Here is a 22917-nt window from a genome sequence, read left to right as displayed (position 1 = left end):
GGTGATTCCGAAACCGGCTCGGCCGGTTAGGGCGGCCGTCGAGCGGCGTCTTTCTTCGACGCTGATTTGGTGGCAAGCTTCCAGCGCGGCCAGCCAAGGTGAGACCATGCCGGACCCCTCGAGCAATCCTGCTCCCGATATTGCCGTTACGCCGGTGATGAAGCGCAGCGGTCACGTGGTCATGGTTGCTGCAGCCGTGGAAAACGCCGTCGGGACGGAAAGGCTTGCCGAACTCGTGCTCACCCATGAGGGCATCCCGGGTGACCGGCATGCCGGGTTCCTCAGGCCCGCTGATGTCAGGGTGCCCTGGTTCGAGCGCCACGCCCCGATCCAGAACGAGCGCCAGCTCTCCATCGTCTCGATGGAAGACCTTGCGGTCATCGCCGGCAATCTCGGCATCGAGCGCGTGGAGCCGGAATGGCTCGGCGCCAATATCGCTGTGGAGGGCGTGCCTGATTTCTCCTTCCTCCCGCGTGGCACAAGGCTTTTCTTCCCCTCTGGCGCCGTATTGGCGGTGATGGGACAGAACGATCCCTGCCGCATCGCCGGGGCCGAAGTCGAACGGCATCTGGGCGGACAGGGAGGGCTTGCGCTGCGCTTTGCTGCGGCGGCCAAGCGCCTGCGCGGCGTGGTCGCCATTGTCGACCGCCCCGGTTCGATTCGGGGCGGCGAGGGGTTCAAGCTGCGCATTCCCGAGCAATGGATCTGGCAGGGCTGAAACGAACCCGTGCGGTTGCCCGTTTCGAGGTTCAGCCGGCAGGCGCATAGCGCAGCAGTGTCACGCCCTGGGGCAGGCTTTCACGGCCGAGCGGTTTCAGCCGGAGCGACAGGCCTTGCTGAAAATAAGGCTTGCCGCCGCCCAGTACGATGGGGTGCAGATAGAGCCGGTATTCGTCGATGAGGCCCGAGCGCGCCAGTTCGGCGGCGAGAGTGGGACCGGCGACGCCGATCTCGCCGTCGCTGTCCGCCTTGAGCGAACGCACGACTTCGATGGCGCCCGAGTTCACCAACCTCGCATTCGGCCCGACCTCGCGCAATGTCGTCGAGAAAACGACCTTGGGCGTCTCACGCCAGGCATGGGCAAAATCCATCTCGACGTCGCCGGAGTCCTGCTCGCGCTCGGGGCTGTCCCAATAGCGCATGACCTCGTACATGCGCCGCCCATAGAGCGCGACCGAAGTCTGCCGCATGAGCTGGTTGAAATGCCGGTGCAATTCGGCCTCGGGAATCGGCAAGCCAAATTCCTGCTGCGGCCCGGTAATATAGCCGTCCAGGGACATCAGCATGGCATAGACAATGCTGGCCATCGGCGCCTCCCTTGTTTCCCCTTACTGTGCCTAAACTAATTGCATATTGCAATCGGTATGGCGGGCGAACGGGGGATTTCGTCCGCTTTTCCGCATAAAAGTCGCCTGTTCACATTATGGCGTCGCTTGCAAAACAAATTCCTTGCGCATTTCGAGAAATGACATAAACATATCTTTATGTGAGAGGCGATGGCGCGGGCATGGCAAATCTGGCTCCTTTCGAAACGGTATTGGGCACGCTGAAAGCGGCGGGTGAGCCGACGCGCCTGCGTCTGCTGGCCATTCTGGCGGAAGGCGAACTCAACGTCACCGACCTCACCGAAATCCTCGGGCAGTCGCAGCCGCGCATTTCGCGCCACCTCAAGCTCCTCGTCGAAGCCGGGCTGGTGGAGCGCATCCGCGAGGGCGCCTGGGCCTTCTTCCGCTTGGCGGAGGGGACAATGAAATCCGAGATCTTCGCCCAGATCCTCGCCGGGCTCGACCGCAGCGACCGCATTCTGGCCCGCGACCGTTCTCGCCTCGTCGAGGTGAGGCGTACCCGGGCGGCGGTGGCTGCCGATTATTTCCGAGCCCATGCCGGTGATTGGGACCGTATTCGCGCCCTGCATGCGCCTGACGAAGCGGTCGAGGCGGCACTGCGTGAAGTGGTCGGCAGCCAGCCCATCCAGGCCTTCCTCGACATCGGCACCGGCACCGGGCGCATGCTCGAACTGTTCGCTCCCTTGGCGAACCGGGCTGTCGGCATCGACGCCAGCGCCGAAATGCTGGTGATCGCCAGGGCCAATCTCGAACGCAACGGCATCCGAAATGCCGTGGTGCGGCAGGGCGATCTCTTCGCGCTTTCGGTCGAGCCGGGCGCCTATGACCTCATCATCGTGCATCAGGTCCTGCATTATCTCGACGATGGCGCCAGGGCCCTGCGCGAGATCGGGCGCGCCCTGCGCCCCGGCGGCCGCCTGGTCATCGTCGATTTCGCCCCGCACGAACTCGAATTCCTGCGCGAGGATTTTGCGCATCGCCGCCTGGGCTTTGCCCGCGAGACGATCGAGCACTGGCTGGAGGCGGCCCATCTGCGGCCGGAGGGCTGGCGCCTGGTGGATGCCGGGGAGGGGCCTTCGAGTCTCACCGTATCGATTTGGACCGGGCGTGATCCGCGCCGGGTCTCCGACACTATCACTCTTGGTCAGGAGGTCGCGTGATGGCTGGTCACGCTTTGCCCTCGCACGGCGGCATTCGGGTTTCCTTCGAGTTCTTCCCGCCGAAGAACGCTGAGATGGAGGCGTCCCTGTGGGAGGCGATCGAGCGCCTGGCGCCGCTCGATCCGCTGTTCGCATCGGTCACCTACGGTGCCGGGGGCACTACCCGCGAGCGGACGCATGGCACGGTGGCGCGCATGGTGCAGGAGACCGATATCCGCCCGGCTGCGCATCTGACCTGCGTTGGCGCCACGCGCGAGGCCATCGACGAAGTGATCCGCGGCTATGCCGAAGCGGGGGTGCGCCACATCGTGGCGCTGCGCGGCGATCCGCCGGCCGGCGTGGGCGCTCGCTACGAACCTCATCCGGGCGGCTACGCCAGTTCGGCCGATCTGGTGGCGGGCATCAAAGCGCTGGGCGATTTCGAAGTCTCCGTCTCGGCCTATCCCGAGAAACACCCCGAAAGCCCGTCATTGGCCTTCGATATCGATATTTTGAAGGCCAAGGTCGATGCGGGGGCGACGCGCGCCATCACCCAGTTCTTCTTCGACAACGAGCATTATTTGCGCTTCGTCGACCGCGTCAGGGAGGCGGGCATCGACATTCCCATCGTGCCGGGCATCGTGCCGGTGCAGAATTTCAACCAGGTGCGCAATTTCGCCGAGCGCTGCGGGACCGATGTGCCGCAACGCCTCGCCGACCGCTTCGAGGGGCTGGACAACGATGTTGCCACCCGTAAACTCGTGGCGGCGGCCGTCGCCGCCGAACAGGTCTTCGATCTCGTCGACCGCGGCGTCAGCGATTTCCACTTCTACACCATGAACAAGGCCGATCTGGTCTATGCCATCTGCCATCTGCTCGGCCTCAGGCCCAAAGTGGAGAAGGCGGCGGCATAGGGGAAGGCGACTGACATGAGGAAGAAAGTGCCCCGAATTTGTCATAGCCGAGCTTGATCCGGCTATCCGGAAGCCACCCGCTCAACGGGAGCCGGGCCGGACCGCCGGGCCAAGCCCGGCAATGACGAAGGTCGCTCAAACTCGAAGGCCCTCGACAACCGCATGCAGAGAACGCTTCGTTCTTTATTCGCCGGTCAGTCCCGTCTGCTGCCAGCGCGCGATGGTCGAATCGACTGTTTCGCGGACAGGCAGGAGGTGCACGGCCGCCGATCCTACGGTACCGCCACGGGCGATGCCGGTCTCGACGAGATGCCGTCCCGCATCCGCCAGCAGGTCTACACGCAGGATCGGCGTCCCGTAGCGCACCCAGCGGCGCTCGCCGGCGACGATCAGGGGCGCGCCTTCCTGAATCAGGGCCTGGCGCGGCCAGGCCCGCCGCTCGGCCAGATGCAGGATGGTACAGCTCTCGAAGCTGACGCCGAGCAAGAGCACCCTGGCTTCGAGATCGTAGAGCCTTGCCAGCGGCGAGGCCTCGCCGAAGGGATCTTCGAGCGGGTGGTCGCGCAGGATCCTCTCGGCTTGCGCGCCCCAGGCCGCCAAGGAACTGGTGGGGTGGTCGCTGCGCAGCACCCCGGGCCAGGTTCGGAACAATTCGGCGATCCTGCCCATGCCTCGCGAGGGTGTCCGCCTGAGGTCGAAAGTCGGCATCGATTGGCGCACGGCCTCATGCCATGCTTGCGGAATGGGCGGCGCGCGCCAGTGGGCGGGATCGGTCAGGTCCGGCGACATGGCCGGCATGACGAGCGTTCCTTCTGGCGTGATGACGTCGTAAAGGGCCTGGATCACCGCCGTCTCGGCGCCATTGACCCAGCCGAGCGCCTTCAGGGAACTGTGCACGAGCAAGGTCTCGCCGGGCACGATACCCAGCATTCGCAGGTCGGCGGCAAGGCTCTCCCTTGTTCGCGGGGCTGCGGTGGTATGAACGATATTGGCCTCGGTCATTTTTCACTTCCCGCGCAACTGCCGCGTCGCACCTTGCTCATCCGCGCAGCCGCGCCATCAGATGGGCATCCGCGAACGTACCGGCCCGGAATGCGTAATTGCGCAGGATTCCTTCCTTCTCGAAACCGAACCGTTCGTAAAGGCGTATGGCGCGTAGATTGTCGGCAAAGACCGTCAGTTCGAGGCGCTCGACTCTCAGCCAATTGTCGGCTGCGTCGGTGATTTCCCGCAGCAGGGCTGTGCCGATACCCCTGCCGCGATAGTCGTCGTGGACGCCCACGCCAAGACCTGCAGCATGGGCGCGCCGGCCGTTGTAGCGCTCCAGGCCGGCATTTCCCACGATGACGCCATCGAGCACGGCGACGAGATTGAACGCCTCAGGGCCGAGGCCTTCCAGCCATCGCCGAGCCAGTTCGGGTTTTTGATAAGGAAGGCGAAGTGTGCCAGCCCTGTAGCCTGGAAGATTGGCGAGCGCTGTTATCGCGTCGGCATCCTCGAGACGCGTGGCACGTATCGACAGTCCCGGCAGCGCGGATTGCGAGCCGGAAGGATCGGATAGGGTCGGGGGCATGGTCGCTCTCCTTTTTGCGGGGAGAGCCGGGTTTCCATGGACCCTGCTCGCCTCGCAGGGTTCATGGGTCGATCGTATCGCGCTTACGGCAATACCCTTCCCGCGCCCCTAGGCAGGTGCGTGGCAGGATGCATGCAGGTGGTGCGCTTTGCGTTCATGCTCCGACATTAGGTCATTGGTGCGGCCTCGGCAAGATGACGAGCAGGCACCCCGCAAAGCACGCTCCGCTCACCCCAGCGTGACCGTGGGATTGGTCCTGTCGGCATAGGCGATCGAGATGCGGCCGCCGCAATCGGCCGTGAGCCAGCCGGCGAGATGGTTGGCGGCCTCCTCCAGGTCACCCCAGCCATTGGCCTGCACCGTCACCAGCGCCCGCTTGGTCTGCGGCGTGATGGCCGAGCGCATGTCCTGGCGCCAGTTCCAGCGGCGGCACAGCACATGCCTGGTATCGGCGAGCACCACTTCGCCATCCTTGGGCGGATCATTGGGATCCTCGCCGGCCTCGGCACCCATGTCGAGAAAGCTGTCGCCGGGGCGCGAGAAGCGGAAGGCGACGGGCGGGGCGATCTTGTCGAGGTCGTCGGCACCGATGCAAAAGCCGTGCTGCAGCGAGATGGTGTTGTAGATGTCGACGAAATTGTTGATGGCGGGCAGGCGATCGCCGGCCAGCACGCGCTTGATCAGCCGCTCGACCGAGGAACGATAGCTGGTCTTCTTGATGCCGAAGCCCTTATAGGCGCTACGCCAGGCGGCGACGCCCGGAATGGCGGAAAGCTCCATCCCCGCATGGCGGCTGCGGCAGGCGGCTTCGGAGGTGAGGATGGCCGTATCGAGATGGCCGGGACGCTCTGCGGTGACGACCAGTCCTTCGGCCATAAGGACGGCAACGCGGAAATCGGGAAAGCGCTCGGTCAGTTCGGCGATGGTCAGTTGCATGGGCGGTCGCTCGTTCGTCGGAATGGCGTGGCGCGGATGCCGCAGAGCAGCGCCGCCGCGAGAGCAATCATGCTTTTGATTGATCTTGCCACAGAGCGGTGAAGGGATAATGTGAGTCCGCATGATCAGGCAAGCTTTTGTGTCGGCTGTGCTTTTCGGTTCTGCCGGGAAACTCCGCCAGGGGCGTTTTCCAGAAAGGTCGATAGGCTTTTCGATCGGGATGACGTGCCAAAATGAAGAGTTCGGAAGAAAGTGCGCATCGGAGAAATCGCACTTGGGCCAAGGGTGACGCCGCATGGAAACAGCCAACGCAGCCCGCGAGAGCTATGGGGTTGAACCCGGATTGCGGTTTGCCCTGCTGCTCGATGGGCGTGGCGGCTGCTGCCAGCTCGACATGGCGCAGACGCGGGCCTGGAAGCCGGGCGACGGGGTGCTCTGGCTCCATCTGGAACGTGACCATCCCGCCGCCGCCGACTGGGTGCATGGCAGGGGGGATTTCGATCCTCTGGTCGCGGACGCACTGCTGGAGGAAGAGACGCGGCCCCGCGTGGAACCGGTCGATGACGGCCTGCTGATCATTCTGCGCGGCGTTTGCGCGACGTCGCCGGAGGAGATCGAGGAGAAGCCCGACGATATCGACCTGGTTCCGTTGCATTTGTGGGTCGATGCCGACCGCGTGATCTCGCTGCGCGACAAGGGACACTATGTCACTGCGCTGCGTGACATCCGCAAGGCCCTGCATAAGGGCAAGGGGCCGAGCCATGCCGGCGACCTGTTGGCCATGATCGGCGACAAGCTGGTGCGGGACCTCGAGCCTGTGCTCGACGCCATGGACGAGGAGGTCGACGAACTCGACGACATGATCTTCCACGGCGATGCCGGCGAAGTGCGTGAGCGTCTGAAGATGCTCAGGCGGCGTGCCGTGCAGCTGCGCCGCTATCTTGCGCCGCAGCGCGACGCGCTCAACCGCCTGGAGCATGACGACGCGCCGTGGCTGGACGAGCGCGACAAGCTGCGCATGCGCGAGGTGATCGACAAGCTGATGCGCTTCATCGAATATCTGGATGCGATCCGGGATCGGACGAGCATCCTGCATGACGACCTTTCCACGGTGATCAGCGAGCGTATCGCCCGCAATTCCAACAGGCTTGCGGCATTGGCCGCGCTGCTGTTGCCGCCGAGCGTGGTGGCTGGCTTGTTCGGCATGAATGTCGGCGGCATTCCCGGCGTCAACGATACCTGGGCCTTCCTGATCATCGTGGCCTTCGTCACGATCACCTCGATCGCCACGCTATGGGTTCTCAAGCGGATCAACTGGCTGTAAACCAGCCCGCATCGAGACCGCTCTTCCTGGGGTCGCGGGCGACAGCCTGTCCTTGGGAGCGCGGCCGACGAAACGGTTGGGCCGTTCCATCCGCCGCATCGAAAAGAGCGCCCTTGCAGCTTGATACCTCCCTCGCCAGCCATGCCGTCGCCTCGCCCAATCACGGCGAGCGCCTCGACCCGGCGTCGCCGCCCCTGCTGATCCTGCATTATACCGGCATGCCCGATGGCGAATTGGCGCTGGCCCGGCTTTCCGATCCGGCTTCGCAGGTTTCCTGCCATTATCTCGTCGACGAGGATGGGCGGATCATCCAGATGGTGCCGGAGTCCCGCCGGGCCTGGCATGCCGGCCAGTCGAGCTGGGAAGGGATGACCGACATCAATTCCCGTTCGATCGGCATCGAGATCGTCAATCCCGGACATGAATGGGGCTATCGGGACTTTCCCGCCATACAGATGACGGCGGTCAGGGCGTTGTGCCACGACATCGTGCGGCGCCACGGCATTCGGCCGGATCACGTGCTCGGGCATTCGGACATCGCCCCTCTGCGCAAGACCGATCCTGGCGAGCGATTCGACTGGGCCGGCCTCGCCGAGGAGGGGGTCGGCCTGCATGTGCCGCCTGCCGCCATCCGGGGCGGGCGTTTCTTCTCCCCCGGCGAAGCCGGCCAGCCCATCGAGGCGCTGCAGGCGATGTTCTCGCTCTATGGCTACGGCATCGAGGTGACCGGGATCTACGACACGCTCACCGAGGCGGTGGTGACGGCCTTCCAGCGTCATTTCCGCCAGACCAGGGTGGACGGCGTCTGCGACGCTTCCACCATCGAGACCCTGCGCAGCCTCATCCTGGCCAAGCAGGCACTGGTGTGACTTTTCGCACAGCGCTCCTGTGAGGCTGGCGCTAATGTCCTTGGCGAATGGTTCTCCCATTTCCTCCCAAAGACACCACTTCCGGCGCTCAACCAATCGGTTGGCGCCGGTTTTTCTTTGTTGACGCCGCCGACGCTTGGCGTCACACAGGCGCGGCTAGCTGGCCGGGCGGCCGCTGTTGCCAGGCTCGACCTGGGAATGGAGGAAAGTCCGGGCTCCACGGAAATAGGGTGCCGGTTAATGGCCGGCGGGGGTGACCTTAGGGATAGCGCCACAGAAAGCAAACCGCCTCGACAGGCTCTTCGAGCTTGCCGGGGTAAGGGTGAAAGGGTGCGGTAAGAGCGCACCGCGCGGCCGGTAACGGCAGCGGCATGGCAAGCCCCACCCGGAGCAAGACCGAATAGGGACGGCCGCGGCGGTCTTCGGACGCGCCGGGGCGCATTTCCGCGCCGCCGTCCGGGTTGGTTGCGTTGAGGTCACCGGTGACGGTGGCCCCAGATGAATGGTCGCCACGTCCGCGCAAGCGGGCCATACAGAACCCGGCTTACAGGCCAGCTAGCCTTGCCTTCCCTGAAGATGATCGGAGCGCGGGCTTCCAGGCCGCTTTCGATCTCAAACGCGACGTTTCCAAGGGCGATATCCAAGAGCGGACATCCAAGAGTGGACATCGCAACATGCAAGCCGGTCGCCGAGATGTCCGCTCTTCAATTCGTGCGATTTTGAGAGCCGCTGTTGCAGGTCAGCCGTTCTTGTCTTTGTCACCGAACGCCGCCACATTGCAGCCGAGTGACTTCCACTGCGGGTATGATTCCGATTCAGGGACGTGCTGTAGTCAGTTGAAATCGCGCGGAATTCGGCAGCGAGTCGCCTGCGGCGGTCCGGCGAATTTTCCGTGAACTTCGAACCGGGTGACACAATGGGTATTGTCTGGACCATCCTCATCGGCTTCATCGTCGGCCTGATCGCGCGTTTCCTCTCGCCGGGGCAGCACAATCCCAGCGGCTTCATCCTCACCACGGTGCTGGGCGTGGTCGGCGCGGCGCTGGCAACCTGGCTCGGCCAGCAGATCGGCTGGTACACGATCGGCGAAAAGGCGGGCTTCATCGGCGCCGTCGTCGGCGCTGTCATCGTGCTGCTGGTCTGGCGAGCCTTTGCCCGCAGTGCCTGAAGGCAGAATGGCCGGCACCGCCACCCCCTCTCGGCCGGCTGCTGCCCGGCCTCGTGCCCGTGCGAGGGCGCCGGGTTGCCTGATGCAGATGGATCAGACGATCTGATGCCATGATGTCTTTCGATATTGTGCGCGACATGCGGCAATCGAGGCGCCTCGCCGGGCCGAATGCGCCGGCCGTGGCAATTCAGGAGGATGGACATGGACAAGGATCGCATCGAAGGGGCTGCAAAGCAGGTCAAGGGCACCATCAAGGAGGCCGTCGGCAAGGTCACGGGCGATGCCAAGACCCAGGCCGAGGGCAAGGCGGAGAAGCTGGCGGGCAAGGTCCAGAGTGCGTTCGGCGGCGCCAAGGATGCTGCCCGCGACGCGCTGAAGAAATGACGGAAACGGGGGATCGCCCGGGCGCGGTCCTCTCCAATAAAACGGTCCTTTGCGGCGTCTGGAGGGGGGCGCCGCTCCTTTCGCTCCATACAGTTCCGGACTATGGTTCCGCCTGCAGGAGAAGGCGTGCCGCGGCTCTCGCCGGCGAGTGGGAATAGGTCATGGCGAACGAGCTTCCGGATTTGAGCATCCTGCGGCGACAAGTGGATCGGCGTCAGCTCCAGCAGATCATTGCGGGCTTGGCCGAAGGCATTCTGTTGATCGACCCAGCCGAGGGGTTCGTCTGGGCCAATGAAAAGGCGCTCGACCTGCACGATGCGGGAGGGCTAGCGGAGTTGGGGAGGACGCCGGACGAGTATCGGCGAAACTATCTGCTGAAATACCGCAACAAACACACACTGGCTCCTGAACAATATCCGCTGGACCGCCTGCTTGCCGGGGAGGTGTTCGAGGATGTGGTCGTCGAGGTCGTCAAGGCGTCGCCGGGCGAAGGAAAAGAGGGATGGCGCAGCATCCACCAGCTCCGCGGGCTGGTTCTCGCCGATGCGGCCGGTGATCCCGAATCCTATGTGCTGGTCATCCAGGATCTGACCGAACGTTTCACGGCGGAGGAGCGCTTCGAGCGCACATTTGCCGCCAATCCGGCGCCGGCGATCATCTGCCGGCTGGCGGATCTGCGCTATGTGAAGGTCAATCACGGCTTCCTGGAGATGACCGGCTACAGGCGTGAGGAGGTTCTCGGCCGTTCGACCTACGAAATCGACGTGCTGGAGAATGCCGCCGTCCGGGACAGTGCGATCGCCGCCCTGCGCGAGGGGCGCACGATTCCGCAGACCGAGGCCAATTTACGCATGGCCAACGGCGATGCGAAGCTGGTTATCGTCGCCGGGCAGCCGATCGAAATCGGCGAGGAGCCCTGCATGCTGTTCACTTTCATGGACATGGAGCCTCGCAGGCGGGCCGAGCTGGCCCTGCGGCAGAGCGAGGAGCGCTTCGCCCGAGCCTTTCGCATGACACCTGTGCCGACCATCGTGATGGCCCGCAAGGATTTCCGCATACTCGACGTCAACGACGCCTTCGCCATGGTATTGGGCTATGCGCCGGAAGACGTGATCGACAAGTCCATGGCCCAGGTGCCGATCTGGCCTTCGGCTGCAGCGCGGCGCCAGCTCGAACGGGACATCGAGAGCGACGGCACCTTGCGCAACCTGGAATTCGAATTGCGCAGCCGGCATGGGGAAACCCTCGATTGCCTTGTCTCGGCCGAAACCGTCGGCATCCAGGGCCAAGATTGCGTGCTGATCGTCCTGCAGGACATTACCGAACGCAAGCGATCGGAAGTCGAGTTGATGTCCGCCATCGAAGCCGTGATGCAGGATACGTCCTGGTTCAGCCGTACGGTGATCGAGAAGCTGGCGAATTTGCGGGGGGGAGGGACCTCGAACGGGGCCTCCACGGAACTGGCCGATCTGACCCCGCGGGAACTGGAGGTGCTCGGCTTGCTCTGCCAGGGGCTGACCGACACCCAGATCGTCAAGACCCTGAATCTGACTCGCAATACGGTGCGCAATCACGTGGCGCGCATCTATGGCAAGGCCGGCGTGCACAGCCGAGCCGCGGCGGTGGTATGGGCGCGCGAGCGCGGCTTCACCGGTGCGTCACAAAAGGCATCGCCGCGCCGTTCAAGCTGACCCACCTGATGCATTCATACTAGTAGTCCTGATGTATCGGCTTCTGTTGCTGCCGGTTCCCCAGCGCTAGCCTGCGACCCACGGCATGCAGTTACCTCTCAAGCGGGAGGAGCATGCCGGCCAGTGCCGCTCATGGGAAAGCCAAGATGCATATCCGTTACGGTTTCGATATCGAGATGCAGTTCTCGCAGCCGACCACCCTGATCACCGTTCTCGATGTTCATCCATCGCGTCGCGGTGACATCGTGCGCGAGCAGGACCTCTCCGCCTTGTCGAACCATCCGACCCAGGCCTATATCGACAGCTTCGGCAATCTGTGCCGGCGCATCCATGTCGAGGACGGTTTCCTGCATCTGCGCTGCGATGGCGTGATCCGCGACAGCGGGGAGCCCGACAAGGCGCTCCAGAAGGCGAGGATTGTGCCCATCATGGCCCTGCCGAAGGAAGCGCTGACCTATCTGCATGGCAGCCGCTATTGCGAAACCGATCTTCTGTCCGATTTCGCCTGGAAGCAATTCGGACAAATTACGGATGGCTGGCAACGTGTCCAGGCCGTCACCGACTTCGTTCATTCGCATTTGAGCTTCGGGTACGAACATGCCAGTCCGACACGTTCGGCCCTGCAGGCCTTCGAGCAGAGGGTCGGCGTATGCCGCGACTTTGCTCATCTGGCGGTTGCACTATGCCGCTGCCTCAACATTCCGGCGCGCTACTGCAATGGCTATCTCGGCGATATCGGCGTGCCCCCCGATCCAGCCGCCATGGATTTCAATGCCTGGTTCCAGGCTTATCTCGGTGGGGCGTGGTACACCTTCGATCCGCGCCACAACCAGCGCCGGATCGGCCGAATCCTCATCGGTTGCGGCCGCGATGCTGCCGACGTCCCGATGATCAGTTCCTTCGGCAGCCACAGCCTGAGCAAGTTCGAGGTTGTGACGGAACTGGTTGCGGAAGAGCAGGAGGCCACGAGCGCGTAGCGGCCGCGCCGGAGGCTGAGCCAAAAAACGTGTTCAGCCAGAGGATTATGGCGCGGCGTTCTTGTCGAGAATCAGGATGTCGATGTTGCGGTCCGGCGCATAATTGTTGCGCTTGAACTCGTAGCGGGTGCTGCTGACCTTCTTGGCGCCTTCCGCACAGAAGGAGACCAGATTGTCGGGAAAGGCCTTGTCGATCACCAGGCCGAACCGGCCGGCAGGGGCGGACCAACGGCCCCCGCCGACGAAAGCGTAGCCGAAATAGGTCTGCCGGGGTTTGGGCGTCTTGGCGTTTTCACCCGGCTGCGGCTTGGCCGCCGTCAGGCGCTTGGTCAGGGCATCGGCCGCGCGCAGGAAGCCCTCATTGACGCAATATTTCTTCTGATATTGCGCCAGGGACTCGCCCGTCAGATTGGTGCGGTCGAAATAGAGGCCGGCGGCCGAGCCGACGCTCGGCGTGTAGCTGTATTGCAGCAGGATCTCCTTGCCGGCCGCCAAAACCTGCTGGCGGACGATCCTGGACCGCAGGGTCCAGAGCGGGACCCAGTTTTCGCCGGCCTGCTGGATGTAGCCCGGTCCGCTCAGCTTGGCGCGGTCCTGGTCGCTCAGGCGTTTGAGAGCTTCGGCGATCGCGGCGCTGGCCGGCATCAACGGTATGTTCAGGCCCTTGAGCAGATCGGTGATTTCGCTCTCCTGGCCGCCGTCCGGCGCGAAGAAGGCATGCTGTTCCACGCTCGCCTCGACCGGTTTGCCGGCGGCCCTGGCCTGGACATCGAGGAAGTTCGGCGAGGCCGGATTGGGAATGGCCACATCGAGATCCGCTTCGCCGGTCACCTCGGGCAGGGGGAAGGCGATGGTGAGCGTCAGGTCCTGGCTGGCCTTGTTGAGGACGCGATAGGCGGCCCGGACCTGTCTGGCCGAAAGGAAGATGTCTTCCGCCTTCAATTCAAGCTGGTCGGTCGGCTCGATGATCAGCCCGCCGGCATCGAGATTGGCGAGACTTTCCTCGGCCGAGGCATCTGTCAGGGCCATGGCGAGGGTCAAGGCTGCAGCGCAACAGAGCGCTCTGGCGGGTTGGGGCATCGGCTACGAATCTCCACACCGTCGAAACGGTACGGCGGCGATAGTGCCTAGCTTTGTGGCAGTGCGAAAGAGGCAGGGAGCGATGGCAGGATCTCGACATCCCGGCGGTGGTGGTGACGTTACGGAATTTTCGAGGGATGGACCAAGGCCTACGAACCCTTCATTAACCTTTCATGGGCGTTAATGGGATTGGAGAAATCTGCCCGATTTGCGGGCCGGTTCCGCCTGCAATTCCTGCCTTTGAGAGTTCGATGTCCGCTTCCTCCGCAACCGCCAACGATGCCGCCCGGCATGTGCCGGTGATGCTCGCCGAGGTGCTGAAGGCGCTCGAGCCCAAGGCAGACGAGCGCTTCATCGACGGTACGTTCGGGGCGGGGGGCTATACCCGCGCTATTCTGGCGGCCGCACCCGGTGTGCAGGTGCTCGCCGTCGACCGCGACCGCAACGCCATCACCGACGGCATGGCCCTGGTATCGCAGATGCAGGGACGTCTCACCCTGGTCGAGGACCGCTTCTCCCATCTCGACAAGCTCGCCCCCATGCTGGGCGAAGGCGGTGTCGACGGCGTGGTGCTGGATATCGGGGTGTCCTCGATGCAGCTCGACGAGGCCGAGCGCGGCTTTTCCTTTCGCAGGGACGGGCCGCTCGACATGCGCATGTCGCGGGAGGGGGCGCATGCCGGGCCGAGTGCCGCCGATCTCGTGGCGGAACTGCCGGAAGAGGCGCTGGCCCGCATCTTCCAGGTGCTCGGCGAGGAGCGCCGCGCCCACGCGCTGGCCCGCGCCATCGTCACCGACCGGCAGAAGGAGCCTTTCCTCACCACCATGCAGCTGGCCGATCTGTGCGGCCGGGTGATCCGTTCCAGGCCCGGCGACATCCATCCGGCGACGCGCGCCTTCCAGGCCCTGCGTATTGCGGTCAATGGCGAGCTCGACGAACTCGGCCAGGCCCTGCTGGCTGCCGAGCGGGCGCTCAAGCCCGGCGGGCGCCTGGTGGTGGTGACCTTCCATTCGCTCGAGGATCGCATCGTCAAGACCTTCTTCGCCGACCGCACCCGCAGCCAGGCCGGCGGTTCGCGCCATCTGCCGGCGGCAGCGGTTCCGCCCCCGACCTTCGTGCAAACCCATCGTGGAGCGCTGGCGGCGAGCGAGGCGGAAGCCGAGCTCAATCCCCGCGCCCGTTCCGCCAAGCTGCGCTTCGCCATTCGCAGCGAGGCTCCTGCTCGTGACACCGGCACCAGTTTCCTCGGATTGCCTGAGGTGAATCTTCAATCCGGGAGAGGCCGTTGACCCGCATTCTCAATCTCATATTGGTCGGCCTGCTGGTGGCGTCCGCGATCGGGGTCTATTCGATCAAATATGAATCGACCTTGCAGGCCGAGAAGGTGGCCAAGCTCCGCCGCGCCATCGAGACCGAACGCCGGGCCATCGAATCGCTCAAGGCCGAATGGGCTTATATGAGCCAGCCCGACCGTATCGGGGCCTTGGCCAAGCGCCATCTCGACCTCGTGCCGATGAAGGTCGTGCAATCCGTCGATGCCGCCGATCTGCCCGTGAAGGCACGCGAAGGCGATCTGATTGCTGAAAAACTCGAAGGACTCGGCCTGGCCGGAGCGCCGCAAGTGACAGGATCGACCCCATGAGTGAGGGGACCATGAGCGACGGGACCACCGTGGACAACAAGGCCAGCACGCCGGCGCCCGAAGCCAGCGCGAACCCGGATACCGCCGGCCCCGCCAAGGCGCCGCGTCGGCGCTTGTCCAAGCTCGAGAAAAGCGCCGGGCGCATCGTGCTGATCGTGGTGGGGTTCGTCTGCATCTACATGGCGATCATGGCGCGGCTCACCCAATTCGGTACCGCTCCCGACCAGCAATATGATGCGCGCCGCTCGGCGGCCGATCAATTGGCCGCGGCTCGCCCCGATATCCTCGACCGCAACGGGCGTATCCTGGCAACCGACGTGCAGGTGCCCTCGCTCTATGCCGAGCCGAAGAAGATCATCGATGTCGACGAGGCGACCGAACTGCTCACCGCGCAGATGCCCGAACTCGATGCGCGCGATCTCAGGGCCAAGCTCGCCTCCGGCAAGGGCTTCATCTGGCTCAAGCGCGAGATCACACCCGAGCAGCGCAACCGCATCTATGCGCTCGGCCTGCCCGGCATCGGCTTCATCAACGAGAACAAGCGCATCTATCCCAACGGGCCGACGGTGAGCCATGTTCTGGGCGCGGTGAACATCGACAATCAGGGCATTGCAGGCCTTGAGAAATATATCGACAACAAGCGCGGCCTCTCCGAACTGCAGGCGCTCGGCTATGCCTCGACCTCCGACGCGATGAAGCCGGTGCAGACCTCGATCGATCTCAGGGCCCAGGCTGTGGTGCGCGACGAGCTCATCGCCGGCATGGAGCATTTCAAGGCCAAGGCCGCGGGCGGCGTCATCATGGACGTGACCACAGGCGAGATGATCTCGCTGGTGTCGTTGCCCGATTTCGATCCCAACAACCCGGCCGATGCCCTCGATCCCAACCGGATCAACCGCATCAATGTCGGCACCTATGAAATGGGCTCGACCTTCAAGGCGCTGACCCTGGCCATGGCGATTGAATCGGGCCGCTTCACCACCAATTCCATGCTGGATGCCCGGGCCGGCAGCGTCACCATCGGACGCTGGACCATCCGTGACTATCACCCTCAGCGCCGCATGCTGAGCCTGCCGGAAGTGTTCACCTATTCGTCCAATATCGGCGTCATCCGCATGGCTCTGGGCCTGGGCGTGCCCGCCCATCAGGCCTTCCTGCGTCAGATGGGACAGCTCGACCGCCTGGTGACGGAACTGCCCGAAAACGCCGCGCCGATTCTGCCGCGGCGTTGGGGTATGCTCAACTCCGCCACCATCGCTTTCGGCCAGGGCATCACCGTTGCGCCCTTGCAGGCGATCATGGCGGTCGGCGCGATGATGAATGGCGGCCACCTGATGAAGCCGACCTTCATCAAGCGCAACGAGGACGAGGCTCTGGCCTTGTCCAAGCCGGTGCTCAAGCCTCATACCTCCGACGTGATGCGCTACATCATGCGCCTCAACGCTACCAATGGTTCGGCCAAGAAGGTCGACATTTTCGGCTATCAGGTCGGCGGCAAGACCGGCACGGCCGAGAAGCTGATCGGCGGGCGCTACAACAAGAACCTGAACTTCACCACCTTCATGGCGGTATTCCCCTTCGACAAGCCGAAATATCTGATCACCGTTCTCTACGACGAGCCCAAGGGCCTGCCCGAGACCTATGGCTACTCGACGGCCGCCTGGAATGCCGGCGTCACCACCGGCAAGATCCTGGAGCGTGTCGGCCCGCTGCTCGGGGTCAAACCCCGCTTCATGGAGGTTCCCAATCCGGTACCGCCGCTCTATGCGCCCAAGGACCAGTTGAACCAGAGCATGGCCTGGCTGGCTGCGCGCTGAGGTCATAGGCGCCGCCCGCATGGTGCATGGATCGGCCATCGAAATTCCATTGCCGCTCCTTGCGGCCTTCCTATACAAGCCGCCGTCCCCACCCACCTTGAGAAACGATCGCCAGGAATTTGGACGTCATGACAAAGCGCCTTGCCGACCTCGTTTCCGAAGGGGCTCTCTCACCTGACGTACTCGCGCGGGAAATAACCGGCGTCACCGCCGATTCCCGCGTGGTGAAGCCCGGCTTCGTCTTCGTGGCCATTCCAGGCACCAAGAGCGACGGTGCCGCCTATGTCCCGCAGGCCATCGCCGCAGGCGCAGCGGCGATCGTCTCCGAGGCCCCGCTCGACGTGCCCGCGCCTATCGTGCTGATCCGGGTCGCCAATGCGCGCAAGGCGCTGAGCGAGATCGCGGCGGCGTTCTATGACCGCCAGCCCGCGACCATCATCGCCGTCACCGGCACAAGCGGCAAGACGTCGGTCGCGGCCTTCGTGCGCCAGATCTGGGCAAGGCTCGGCCATCAATCGGCGTCCATCGGCACCGTCGGCGTCGTGGCCCCCTGGGGCGAGACCTACGGGTCCCTCACCACGCCGGACCCGGTCGAGTTGCACCGCCTGATCGACGAACTCGCGGGCAGGGGCATCACCCATCTCGCCATGGAGGCCTCCTCGCACGGCCTCGACCAATTCCGGCTCGACGGGGTGCGCCTGGCCGCCGGCGGCTTCACCAATCTGTCGCGCGATCATCTCGATTATCATGCGAGCTTCGAGGCCTATCTCGAGGCCAAGCTGCGCCTGTTCCGCGATCTCCTGCCTGGTGGCGCCGGGGCCGTCGTGGCGGCCGACCACGCCGAGGCCGGCGCGGTGCTGGCTGCGGCCCGCCAGAAGGGCCTGCGCATCCTCAGCGTCGGCGAGGCGGGCGAGGGTATCCGCCTGAAATCGGTCCATATCGACGGCTTCATCCAGCACCTCGAACTCGACTATCAGAGCCGGACCTACCGGGTCAGGCTGCCGCTCGCCGGGCGCTTCCAGGTGGAGAACGCCCTGGTCGCCGCAGGCCTATGCCTGAGCACCGGCGGCGAGCCGGACGCCGTCTTCGCTGCCCTCGAGAGCCTCCAGGGCGCCAAGGGGCGTCTCGACCTGGTCGGCACCGTCGAGGGAGCCCCGGTGCTCGTCGACTATGCCCATAAGCCCGATGCGCTCGAAAAGGCGCTGGAGGCTCTGCGTCCCTTTGCGCAAGGCAAGCTGGTGGTGATTTTCGGCTGCGGCGGCGATCGTGATGCCGGCAAGCGTCCGATCATGGGCGAGATCGCCACCAGGCTGGCCGACAAGGTCATCGTCACCGACGACAATCCCCGCAGTGAGGATCCCGCCGCGATTCGCGCCGCCATTATGGCGGCCGCGCCTGGCGCGATCGAGATCGGCGACCGGCGCCGCGCGATCGAGACGGCTGTCGCGGAGCTGGAGCAAGGGGACGTGCTGCTGATCGCCGGCAAGGGACATGAGCCGGGCCAGATCGTCGGCAAGACGGTACTGCCTTTCTCCGATCACGATGTCGCCCGCGAGGCGATCGCAGCGAGGGCCGGGTGATGGGGGCTCATCACCGGTCTCAGCAAGATGCGTCTTCGATCGGCCGGACTTCTCGCAGGCTGGCATCGCACTTTGTTTCGACGCATTTTTTCAAGAAAAATGCTCTGAGGTTGAAAGGATTTCCATGTTCTATTTGCTGAGCCGCTTCAGCGAACATTTCGAGCTCCTCAACCTGTTCCGCTACATTACTTTCCGGACCGGCGGGGCGATCTTCACGGCGCTGTTGTTCGTGTTCTTCTTCGGGCCGTGGACGATCTCCTGGCTCAGGGTGAAGCAGGGCAAGGGCCAGCCGATCCGTGACGATGGCCCGCAATCGCATCTGTCCAAGCGCGGCACGCCGACCATGGGCGGGCTGATGATCCTGTCGGGGTTGGGCGTATCGACGCTGCTGTGGGGGAATCTGGCCAATGTCTATGTCTGGGCCGTGCTGCTGGTGACGCTCGGCTTCGGCGCCATCGGCTTCTATGACGATTATCTCAAGGTCACCAAGCAGAGCCACAAGGGCTTTTCGGGCCGGGCGCGCCTGTCGCTGGAATTTCTGATCGCCGGCGTCGCGGTGATCTTGATGGCCCAGGCCGGCGGGGCGCGCTTCCTCGGCTTCCTGTGGGGCAGCGGACCGCCGATCGCACAGGCGACGTCACTCGCCTTTCCCTTTTTCAAGGAACTCCTGATCAACCTCTCCTATTTCTTCGTGATCTTCGGTGCCTTCATCATCGTGGGCTTCGGCAATGCCGTGAACCTGACGGACGGGCTGGACGGGCTTGCCATCGTGCCGGTGATGGTGGCCGCCGGTACCTTCGGCGTCATCGCCTATCTCGTCGGCAACGCCAATTTCGCCAATTACCTGCAGCTCCATTTCGTGCCCGGCACTGGCGAACTCGCGGTGATCTGCGGCGCGATGATCGGGGCAGGGCTCGGTTTCCTCTGGTTCAACGCGCCGCCGGCCCAGATCTTCATGGGCGACACCGGTTCGCTCGCCCTCGGCGGCATGCTCGGCTCGATCGCGGTGGCCACCAAGCATGAGATCGTGCTGCTCGTCGTCGGCGGCCTGTTCGTGGCCGAGACCCTGTCGGTGATCATCCAGGTGCTGTCGTTCCGCTATACCGGCAAGCGGGTGTTCAAGATGGCGCCGATCCATCACCATTTCGAGCAACTGGGCTGGAAGGAGCCGCAGGTGGTGATCCGCTTCTGGATCATCGCGGTGGTGCTGGCCCTGCTCGGCCTTGCCACGCTCAAGCTCAGATAAGGACGAAAGATCGTCATGATCCCGATCACTTCCTTCGGTGGCCGCGCTGTCGCTGTGTTCGGCCTGGGCGGTTCGGGCCTGGTGACGGCTGAGGCGCTTGCGGCCGGCGGCGCCAAGCCCATCGTCTGGGACGATGGCGAGGCCGGCCGCAAGGCGGCTGCCGACAAGGCACTGGACGTCCGCGACCTCAACGAGATCGACTGGTCCGACGTCGCGGCGCTGGTCCTGTCGCCCGGCGTGCCGCTGACCCACCCCGAGCCGCATTGGTCGGTCAAGCTCGCCTCTGCGCATGGCGTGGAGGTGATCGGCGATATCGAACTCTTCGTGCGCGAGCGCCGCCTGAGAGCGCCGGGCTCGCCTTTCATCGCCATCACCGGCACGAACGGCAAATCGACGACCACGGCGCTGATTGCCCATCTCTTCGCGGCGGCCGGGCGCGACGTGCAGCTCGGCGGCAATATCGGCACGGCGATCCTGTCGCTGGACCCGCCATCGCCCGACAGGGTGCATGTGGTCGAATGCTCCTCCTACCAGATCGATCTGGCGCCGAGCATCGATCCCTCGGTCGCCATCCTGCTCAACGTCACCGAGGATCATCTCGACCGCCACGGCACGCTGGAACACTATGCCGCCGTGAAGGCGCGCCTGGTAGAGGGCGCAGATACGCCGGTCGTCGGCGTCGACGATGCCTGGTGTGCCGCCATCGCCGATGCGATCGAAGCCAAGGGCGGCAGGCCGGTCCGCATCTCGGTGGAGAGCCAGTTGAGCGAGGGCGTCTACGCCGTTGGCGACCGGTTGTTTTCGGCTGAAGCGGGCAGGGCGGTCGAGGTCGCCAGCCTGGCCGGCATCGGCTCCCTGCGGGGCGCGCACAATGCCCAGAATGCCTGCGCCGCGCTGGCGGCGGCCCGCGCGGGCGGGCTGACACTCGATCAGATCCAGGCCGGCATGCGCAGCTTCCCCGGCCTTGCCCATCGCATGGAGCAGGTCGGGCGGCTCGGCCCCGTGCTGTTCGTCAACGATTCCAAGGCCACCAATGCCGATGCCGCGGCCAAGGCCCTGTCGTCCTTCCCGACCCTGTACTGGATCGCCGGTGGCAAGCCCAAGACCGGCGGCATCGAGTCTCTGGCCGAATATTTCCCCAAGATCCGCAAGGCCTATCTGATCGGCGAGGCGAGCGAGGAATTCGCCGCGACGCTGGAGGGGCGCGTACCCTATGTGCGGGCGGAGACGATCGAAAAGGCGGTGCCGCTGGCCGCTGCCGACGCGGCGGCGTCCGGCCTCGAGGAGGCCGTGGTGCTGCTCTCGCCGGCCTGCGCCTCCTTCGACCAGTTCCGCAATTTCGAGGAACGGGGCAAGGCCTTCTCCAGGGCGGTACTGGCCCTGCCGGGTATCGGCAAGGCCTGACTGCCTGTCGGTCGGCCGAAGCGGGCCAGCAGGGAGTCGATGGCGCTGCGTGCATGGCTCTATGCGGGAACCGGGCAGGATCTGCATGCCAGACTGCACCGGCTCCGCGCCGCATCAGCCCCTTGTCGACGCTGTCGCGAAGGCGGCGAGTTCTCGCCCGAACCGTTCCGGCTCTTCGTAGAAGGGGCTGTGGCCGCTATCGGCATAGACCGACAGACGGCTGTCGGTATGCAGGGCCTTGATGCGTTCGGACATGGTGAGGCGCACCAGCCGATCGTGAATGCCATGCGTCAGCAGGATCGGGCCGGAATAGGCCTGGAACACGGGCTCGAGATCGGGCGTGGATGTCTTGACGAAGCCCTCGTTCACAGCGCGTTCGGTCATGCCGTTGACCACCAGCATGCGCTGCAGTTCGACATCGGTGAGTGGTTTGTGAAAACAGGCCGCCAGAAAATCGGCTGTCGCAGCGGTTCGTTCGCCGAGATCGTGTGAAATAGCCGTCTTGGCGAAGGTCCCCGCCAGCGGGGTCAGAAGATCGGGCGACAGCTTGGTGACCGCATCGACGAGGTTGATCCCCGTGATCCGCGAGCTGCCATATTTGCGCAGATAGGTGCCGGCGACATGGCCTCCAAGCGACCAGCCCACCAGAATGGGATGGCGCAGCTTCGCAGCCGTGATCACCGCAGCAACGTCGTCCGCCCAGCGATCGGGGTCGGAATAGGCGTCGGGCGAGGCGGGCTTGTCGGAATCGCCGTGGCCGCGCAGGTCGAACCGCACCAGCCGGAAGCCGGCGAGGGCCGGATCGGCAAACTGCTTGTCCCAGCTCAGCCGGCTTTGGCGCAGGCCGTGGATGAACAGGATCTCGGGCGCCGCCGGATCGCCCTGCGCCTCGCCGGCCAGCAGCGTGCCGTCGGCCGAACGGGTGAAGAAGCTTTCACGTCCAGAGCCTGGTTTGCCTCCCTTCCCGACATCCGAGCGCTTCTTGCCGGTCGCACCGGCTGCTGAACCTGCAAGTCCGGACTCGACGGCGAAGGCGGTGAGGGCGGCGACGGCACCCAGGAAAAGGCGTCTTGAAGGATCCATTGTGTTCTCCGATGTTGTTTATCGATCACTATTCAACTTGCTTGACGACGCCTGTCAAGATGTTGTTTAGTGTTCGATATGGAACATGGTTCGAAATCGCGTGGCGGGCGGCCCTGGAGCTTCGATCGCGAGCAGGCGGTCGAGACGGCCATGCGGCTGTTCTGGCGCCACGGTTATGAGGGGGTCTCGGTCGGGGATCTCACCAAGGCGATCGGGATTGCGCCCCCCAGCCTTTACGCCGCCTTCGGCAGCAAGGCCGGGCTCTATGAGGAAGCGCTTGCCCGCTACGAGGGGAGCGTCGGCCTGCTCGATTTCGCCGCTGTCGCGCAGGCGCGCGATCTGCCACGGGCGGTGCGCCTGCTGCTGGAAGCAGCGGTCGGGGCCGTCACACATCCTGATCGCGAGCGTGGCTGCATGATCTCGAGCGGGATGGTTGCCTGCCATCCTGACCATGCAGCGCTCGCCCGCGGCCTGGCCGCGCGGCGCGAGGGCATTCGCAGGGACATCGTGCAGGCTCTCCGCCCCTTTGCCGACGCCGAGGCGCTCCCGGGGCTGGCCCGCCACCTGGCGGCCGTGATGCAGGGGATCTCGATCCAGGCGCGGGACGGCTGCAGCCGGGCCGAGCTGCAGGAGATCGTCGAAGATGTCGTGGCGGGGCTCGGCCGCAGGCCGGCTGGAACCCAGGCGCCGCAATAGCCTGAAGCGGGGACGGCATAGGTCGATGGCGGTGCCGGGCGAGCCGTT

22 protein-coding genes and 1 other RNA gene are annotated in these 22917 nt (G+C 64.6%); 17 read left to right on the top strand and 6 right to left on the bottom strand.

The features are described from left to right. Positions 1 to 106 precede the first annotated feature (106 nt). The gene (locus J8I29_RS08355; protein WP_209431274.1) at positions 107 to 718 is read left to right on the top strand and encodes a molybdenum cofactor sulfurase; all 612 of its coding nucleotides are present in this window, start codon (positions 107 to 109) and stop codon (positions 716 to 718) included. A 31-nt stretch (positions 719 to 749) separates the two neighbouring features. Here J8I29_RS08355 and J8I29_RS08350 read toward each other — a convergent pair whose 3' ends face one another. Then, positions 750 to 1307: a dihydrofolate reductase family protein gene (locus J8I29_RS08350; RefSeq protein ID WP_209431273.1), complete on the bottom strand. Its 558-nt coding sequence runs from the start codon at positions 1305 to 1307 to the stop codon at positions 750 to 752. A gap of 200 nt (positions 1308 to 1507) precedes the next feature. Between J8I29_RS08350 and J8I29_RS08345 the strand changes: the two genes are divergently transcribed. Together J8I29_RS08345 and metF are read left to right on the top strand one after the other, a co-directional pair. Next, entirely contained in the window at positions 1508 to 2506 is a 999-nt protein-coding gene (locus J8I29_RS08345; protein ID WP_209431272.1) for a metalloregulator ArsR/SmtB family transcription factor, read from the top strand. Next, the gene (gene metF, locus J8I29_RS08340; RefSeq protein WP_105862110.1) at positions 2506 to 3399 is read left to right on the top strand and encodes a methylenetetrahydrofolate reductase [NAD(P)H]; all 894 of its coding nucleotides are present in this window, start codon (positions 2506 to 2508) and stop codon (positions 3397 to 3399) included. The genes J8I29_RS08345 and metF overlap by 1 nt, the downstream gene beginning before the upstream one ends. Positions 3400 to 3582: 183 nt before the next feature. Here metF and J8I29_RS08335 read toward each other — a convergent pair whose 3' ends face one another. The 3 genes from J8I29_RS08335 to J8I29_RS08325 form a co-directional block, all read right to left on the bottom strand. Next, a complete protein-coding gene (locus J8I29_RS08335; protein WP_209431271.1) occupies positions 3583 to 4401 on the bottom strand; it encodes an AAC(3) family N-acetyltransferase in 819 nt (272 codons plus the stop codon). Between the two features lie 37 nt (positions 4402 to 4438). Next, entirely contained in the window at positions 4439 to 4972 is a 534-nt protein-coding gene (locus J8I29_RS08330) for a GNAT family N-acetyltransferase (RefSeq protein WP_209431270.1), read from the bottom strand. A gap of 228 nt (positions 4973 to 5200) precedes the next feature. Then, positions 5201 to 5908: a phenylalanine--tRNA ligase beta subunit-related protein gene (locus tag J8I29_RS08325; RefSeq protein ID WP_209431269.1), complete on the bottom strand. Its 708-nt coding sequence runs from the start codon at positions 5906 to 5908 to the stop codon at positions 5201 to 5203. A gap of 295 nt (positions 5909 to 6203) precedes the next feature. On the opposite strand from J8I29_RS08325, the gene J8I29_RS08320 reads away from it, so the two are divergent. The 7 genes from J8I29_RS08320 to J8I29_RS08290 all read left to right on the top strand — a co-directional run bounded on the left by J8I29_RS08320 (position 6204) and on the right by J8I29_RS08290 (position 12321). After that, on the top strand, positions 6204 to 7232 hold the full coding sequence (locus J8I29_RS08320) for a zinc transporter ZntB (protein ID WP_105862106.1): 1029 nt from the start codon (positions 6204 to 6206) through the stop codon (positions 7230 to 7232). A gap of 113 nt (positions 7233 to 7345) precedes the next feature. Beyond that, complete coding sequence (locus J8I29_RS08315; protein WP_245196774.1) at positions 7346 to 8101, top strand: N-acetylmuramoyl-L-alanine amidase; 756 nt, start codon at positions 7346 to 7348, stop codon at positions 8099 to 8101. Between the two features lie 156 nt (positions 8102 to 8257). Then, an RNA gene (rnpB, locus tag J8I29_RS08310) (RNase P RNA component class A) lies at positions 8258 to 8664 on the top strand. A gap of 353 nt (positions 8665 to 9017) precedes the next feature. Beyond that, positions 9018 to 9269 (top strand): GlsB/YeaQ/YmgE family stress response membrane protein, encoded by a 252-nt coding sequence (locus tag J8I29_RS08305; RefSeq protein WP_068282064.1) that lies wholly within the window; start codon positions 9018 to 9020, stop codon positions 9267 to 9269. A gap of 201 nt (positions 9270 to 9470) precedes the next feature. Further along, positions 9471 to 9653: a CsbD family protein gene (locus J8I29_RS08300; protein WP_209431267.1), complete on the top strand. Its 183-nt coding sequence runs from the start codon at positions 9471 to 9473 to the stop codon at positions 9651 to 9653. Between the two features lie 161 nt (positions 9654 to 9814). Beyond that, positions 9815 to 11344, top strand: a complete 1530-nt coding sequence (locus tag J8I29_RS08295) for a helix-turn-helix transcriptional regulator (protein WP_245196773.1) — start codon at positions 9815 to 9817, stop codon at positions 11342 to 11344. Positions 11345 to 11490: 146 nt separating this feature from the next. Beyond that, on the top strand, positions 11491 to 12321 hold the full coding sequence (locus J8I29_RS08290) for a transglutaminase family protein (protein WP_209431266.1): 831 nt from the start codon (positions 11491 to 11493) through the stop codon (positions 12319 to 12321). A gap of 45 nt (positions 12322 to 12366) precedes the next feature. On the opposite strand, the gene J8I29_RS08285 is transcribed toward J8I29_RS08290, so the two are convergent. Beyond that, positions 12367 to 13350 carry a DUF4424 family protein gene (locus J8I29_RS08285; RefSeq protein ID WP_209431265.1) on the bottom strand — a complete coding sequence of 328 codons (984 nt, stop codon included), beginning with the start codon at positions 13348 to 13350 and terminating at the stop codon, positions 12367 to 12369. Positions 13351 to 13652: 302 nt separating this feature from the next. Between J8I29_RS08285 and rsmH the strand changes: the two genes are divergently transcribed. From rsmH to murD, 6 genes are all read left to right on the top strand, one after another. Further along, positions 13653 to 14690, top strand: a complete 1038-nt coding sequence (gene rsmH, locus J8I29_RS08280) for a 16S rRNA (cytosine(1402)-N(4))-methyltransferase RsmH (protein WP_105862100.1) — start codon at positions 13653 to 13655, stop codon at positions 14688 to 14690. Next, the gene (locus J8I29_RS08275) at positions 14687 to 15043 is read left to right on the top strand and encodes a hypothetical protein (RefSeq protein ID WP_209431264.1); all 357 of its coding nucleotides are present in this window, start codon (positions 14687 to 14689) and stop codon (positions 15041 to 15043) included. Before rsmH ends, J8I29_RS08275 begins: the two co-directional genes overlap by 4 nt. Next, entirely contained in the window at positions 15040 to 16860 is a 1821-nt protein-coding gene (locus J8I29_RS08270; protein ID WP_245196772.1) for a penicillin-binding protein 2, read from the top strand. Before J8I29_RS08275 ends, J8I29_RS08270 begins: the two co-directional genes overlap by 4 nt. A 128-nt stretch (positions 16861 to 16988) precedes the next feature. Then, a complete protein-coding gene (locus J8I29_RS08265; protein WP_209431263.1) occupies positions 16989 to 18440 on the top strand; it encodes a UDP-N-acetylmuramoyl-L-alanyl-D-glutamate--2,6-diaminopimelate ligase in 1452 nt (483 codons plus the stop codon). A 124-nt stretch (positions 18441 to 18564) separates the two neighbouring features. Next, positions 18565 to 19686 carry a phospho-N-acetylmuramoyl-pentapeptide-transferase gene (mraY, locus tag J8I29_RS08260; protein ID WP_105862096.1) on the top strand — a complete coding sequence of 374 codons (1122 nt, stop codon included), beginning with the start codon at positions 18565 to 18567 and terminating at the stop codon, positions 19684 to 19686. 15 nt (positions 19687 to 19701) lie between these two features. Then, positions 19702 to 21090, top strand: a complete 1389-nt coding sequence (gene murD / locus J8I29_RS08255; protein WP_209431262.1) for a UDP-N-acetylmuramoyl-L-alanine--D-glutamate ligase — start codon at positions 19702 to 19704, stop codon at positions 21088 to 21090. A 114-nt stretch (positions 21091 to 21204) separates the two neighbouring features. Here murD and J8I29_RS08250 read toward each other — a convergent pair whose 3' ends face one another. Continuing rightward, entirely contained in the window at positions 21205 to 22173 is a 969-nt protein-coding gene (locus tag J8I29_RS08250; RefSeq protein ID WP_209431261.1) for an alpha/beta hydrolase, read from the bottom strand. 78 nt (positions 22174 to 22251) lie between these two features. Here J8I29_RS08250 and J8I29_RS08245 point away from each other — a divergent pair, with 78 nt between their 5' ends. Continuing rightward, a complete protein-coding gene (locus tag J8I29_RS08245) occupies positions 22252 to 22869 on the top strand; it encodes a TetR/AcrR family transcriptional regulator (protein ID WP_209431308.1) in 618 nt (205 codons plus the stop codon). Positions 22870 to 22917 lie beyond the last annotated feature (48 nt).

The sequence above is a fragment of the Labrys sp. LIt4 genome (assembly GCF_017813775.1).
GTDB lineage: Bacteria > Pseudomonadota > Alphaproteobacteria > Rhizobiales > Labraceae > Labrys > Labrys okinawensis_A.
This window is presented reverse-complemented; position numbering and strand designations above follow the sequence as displayed.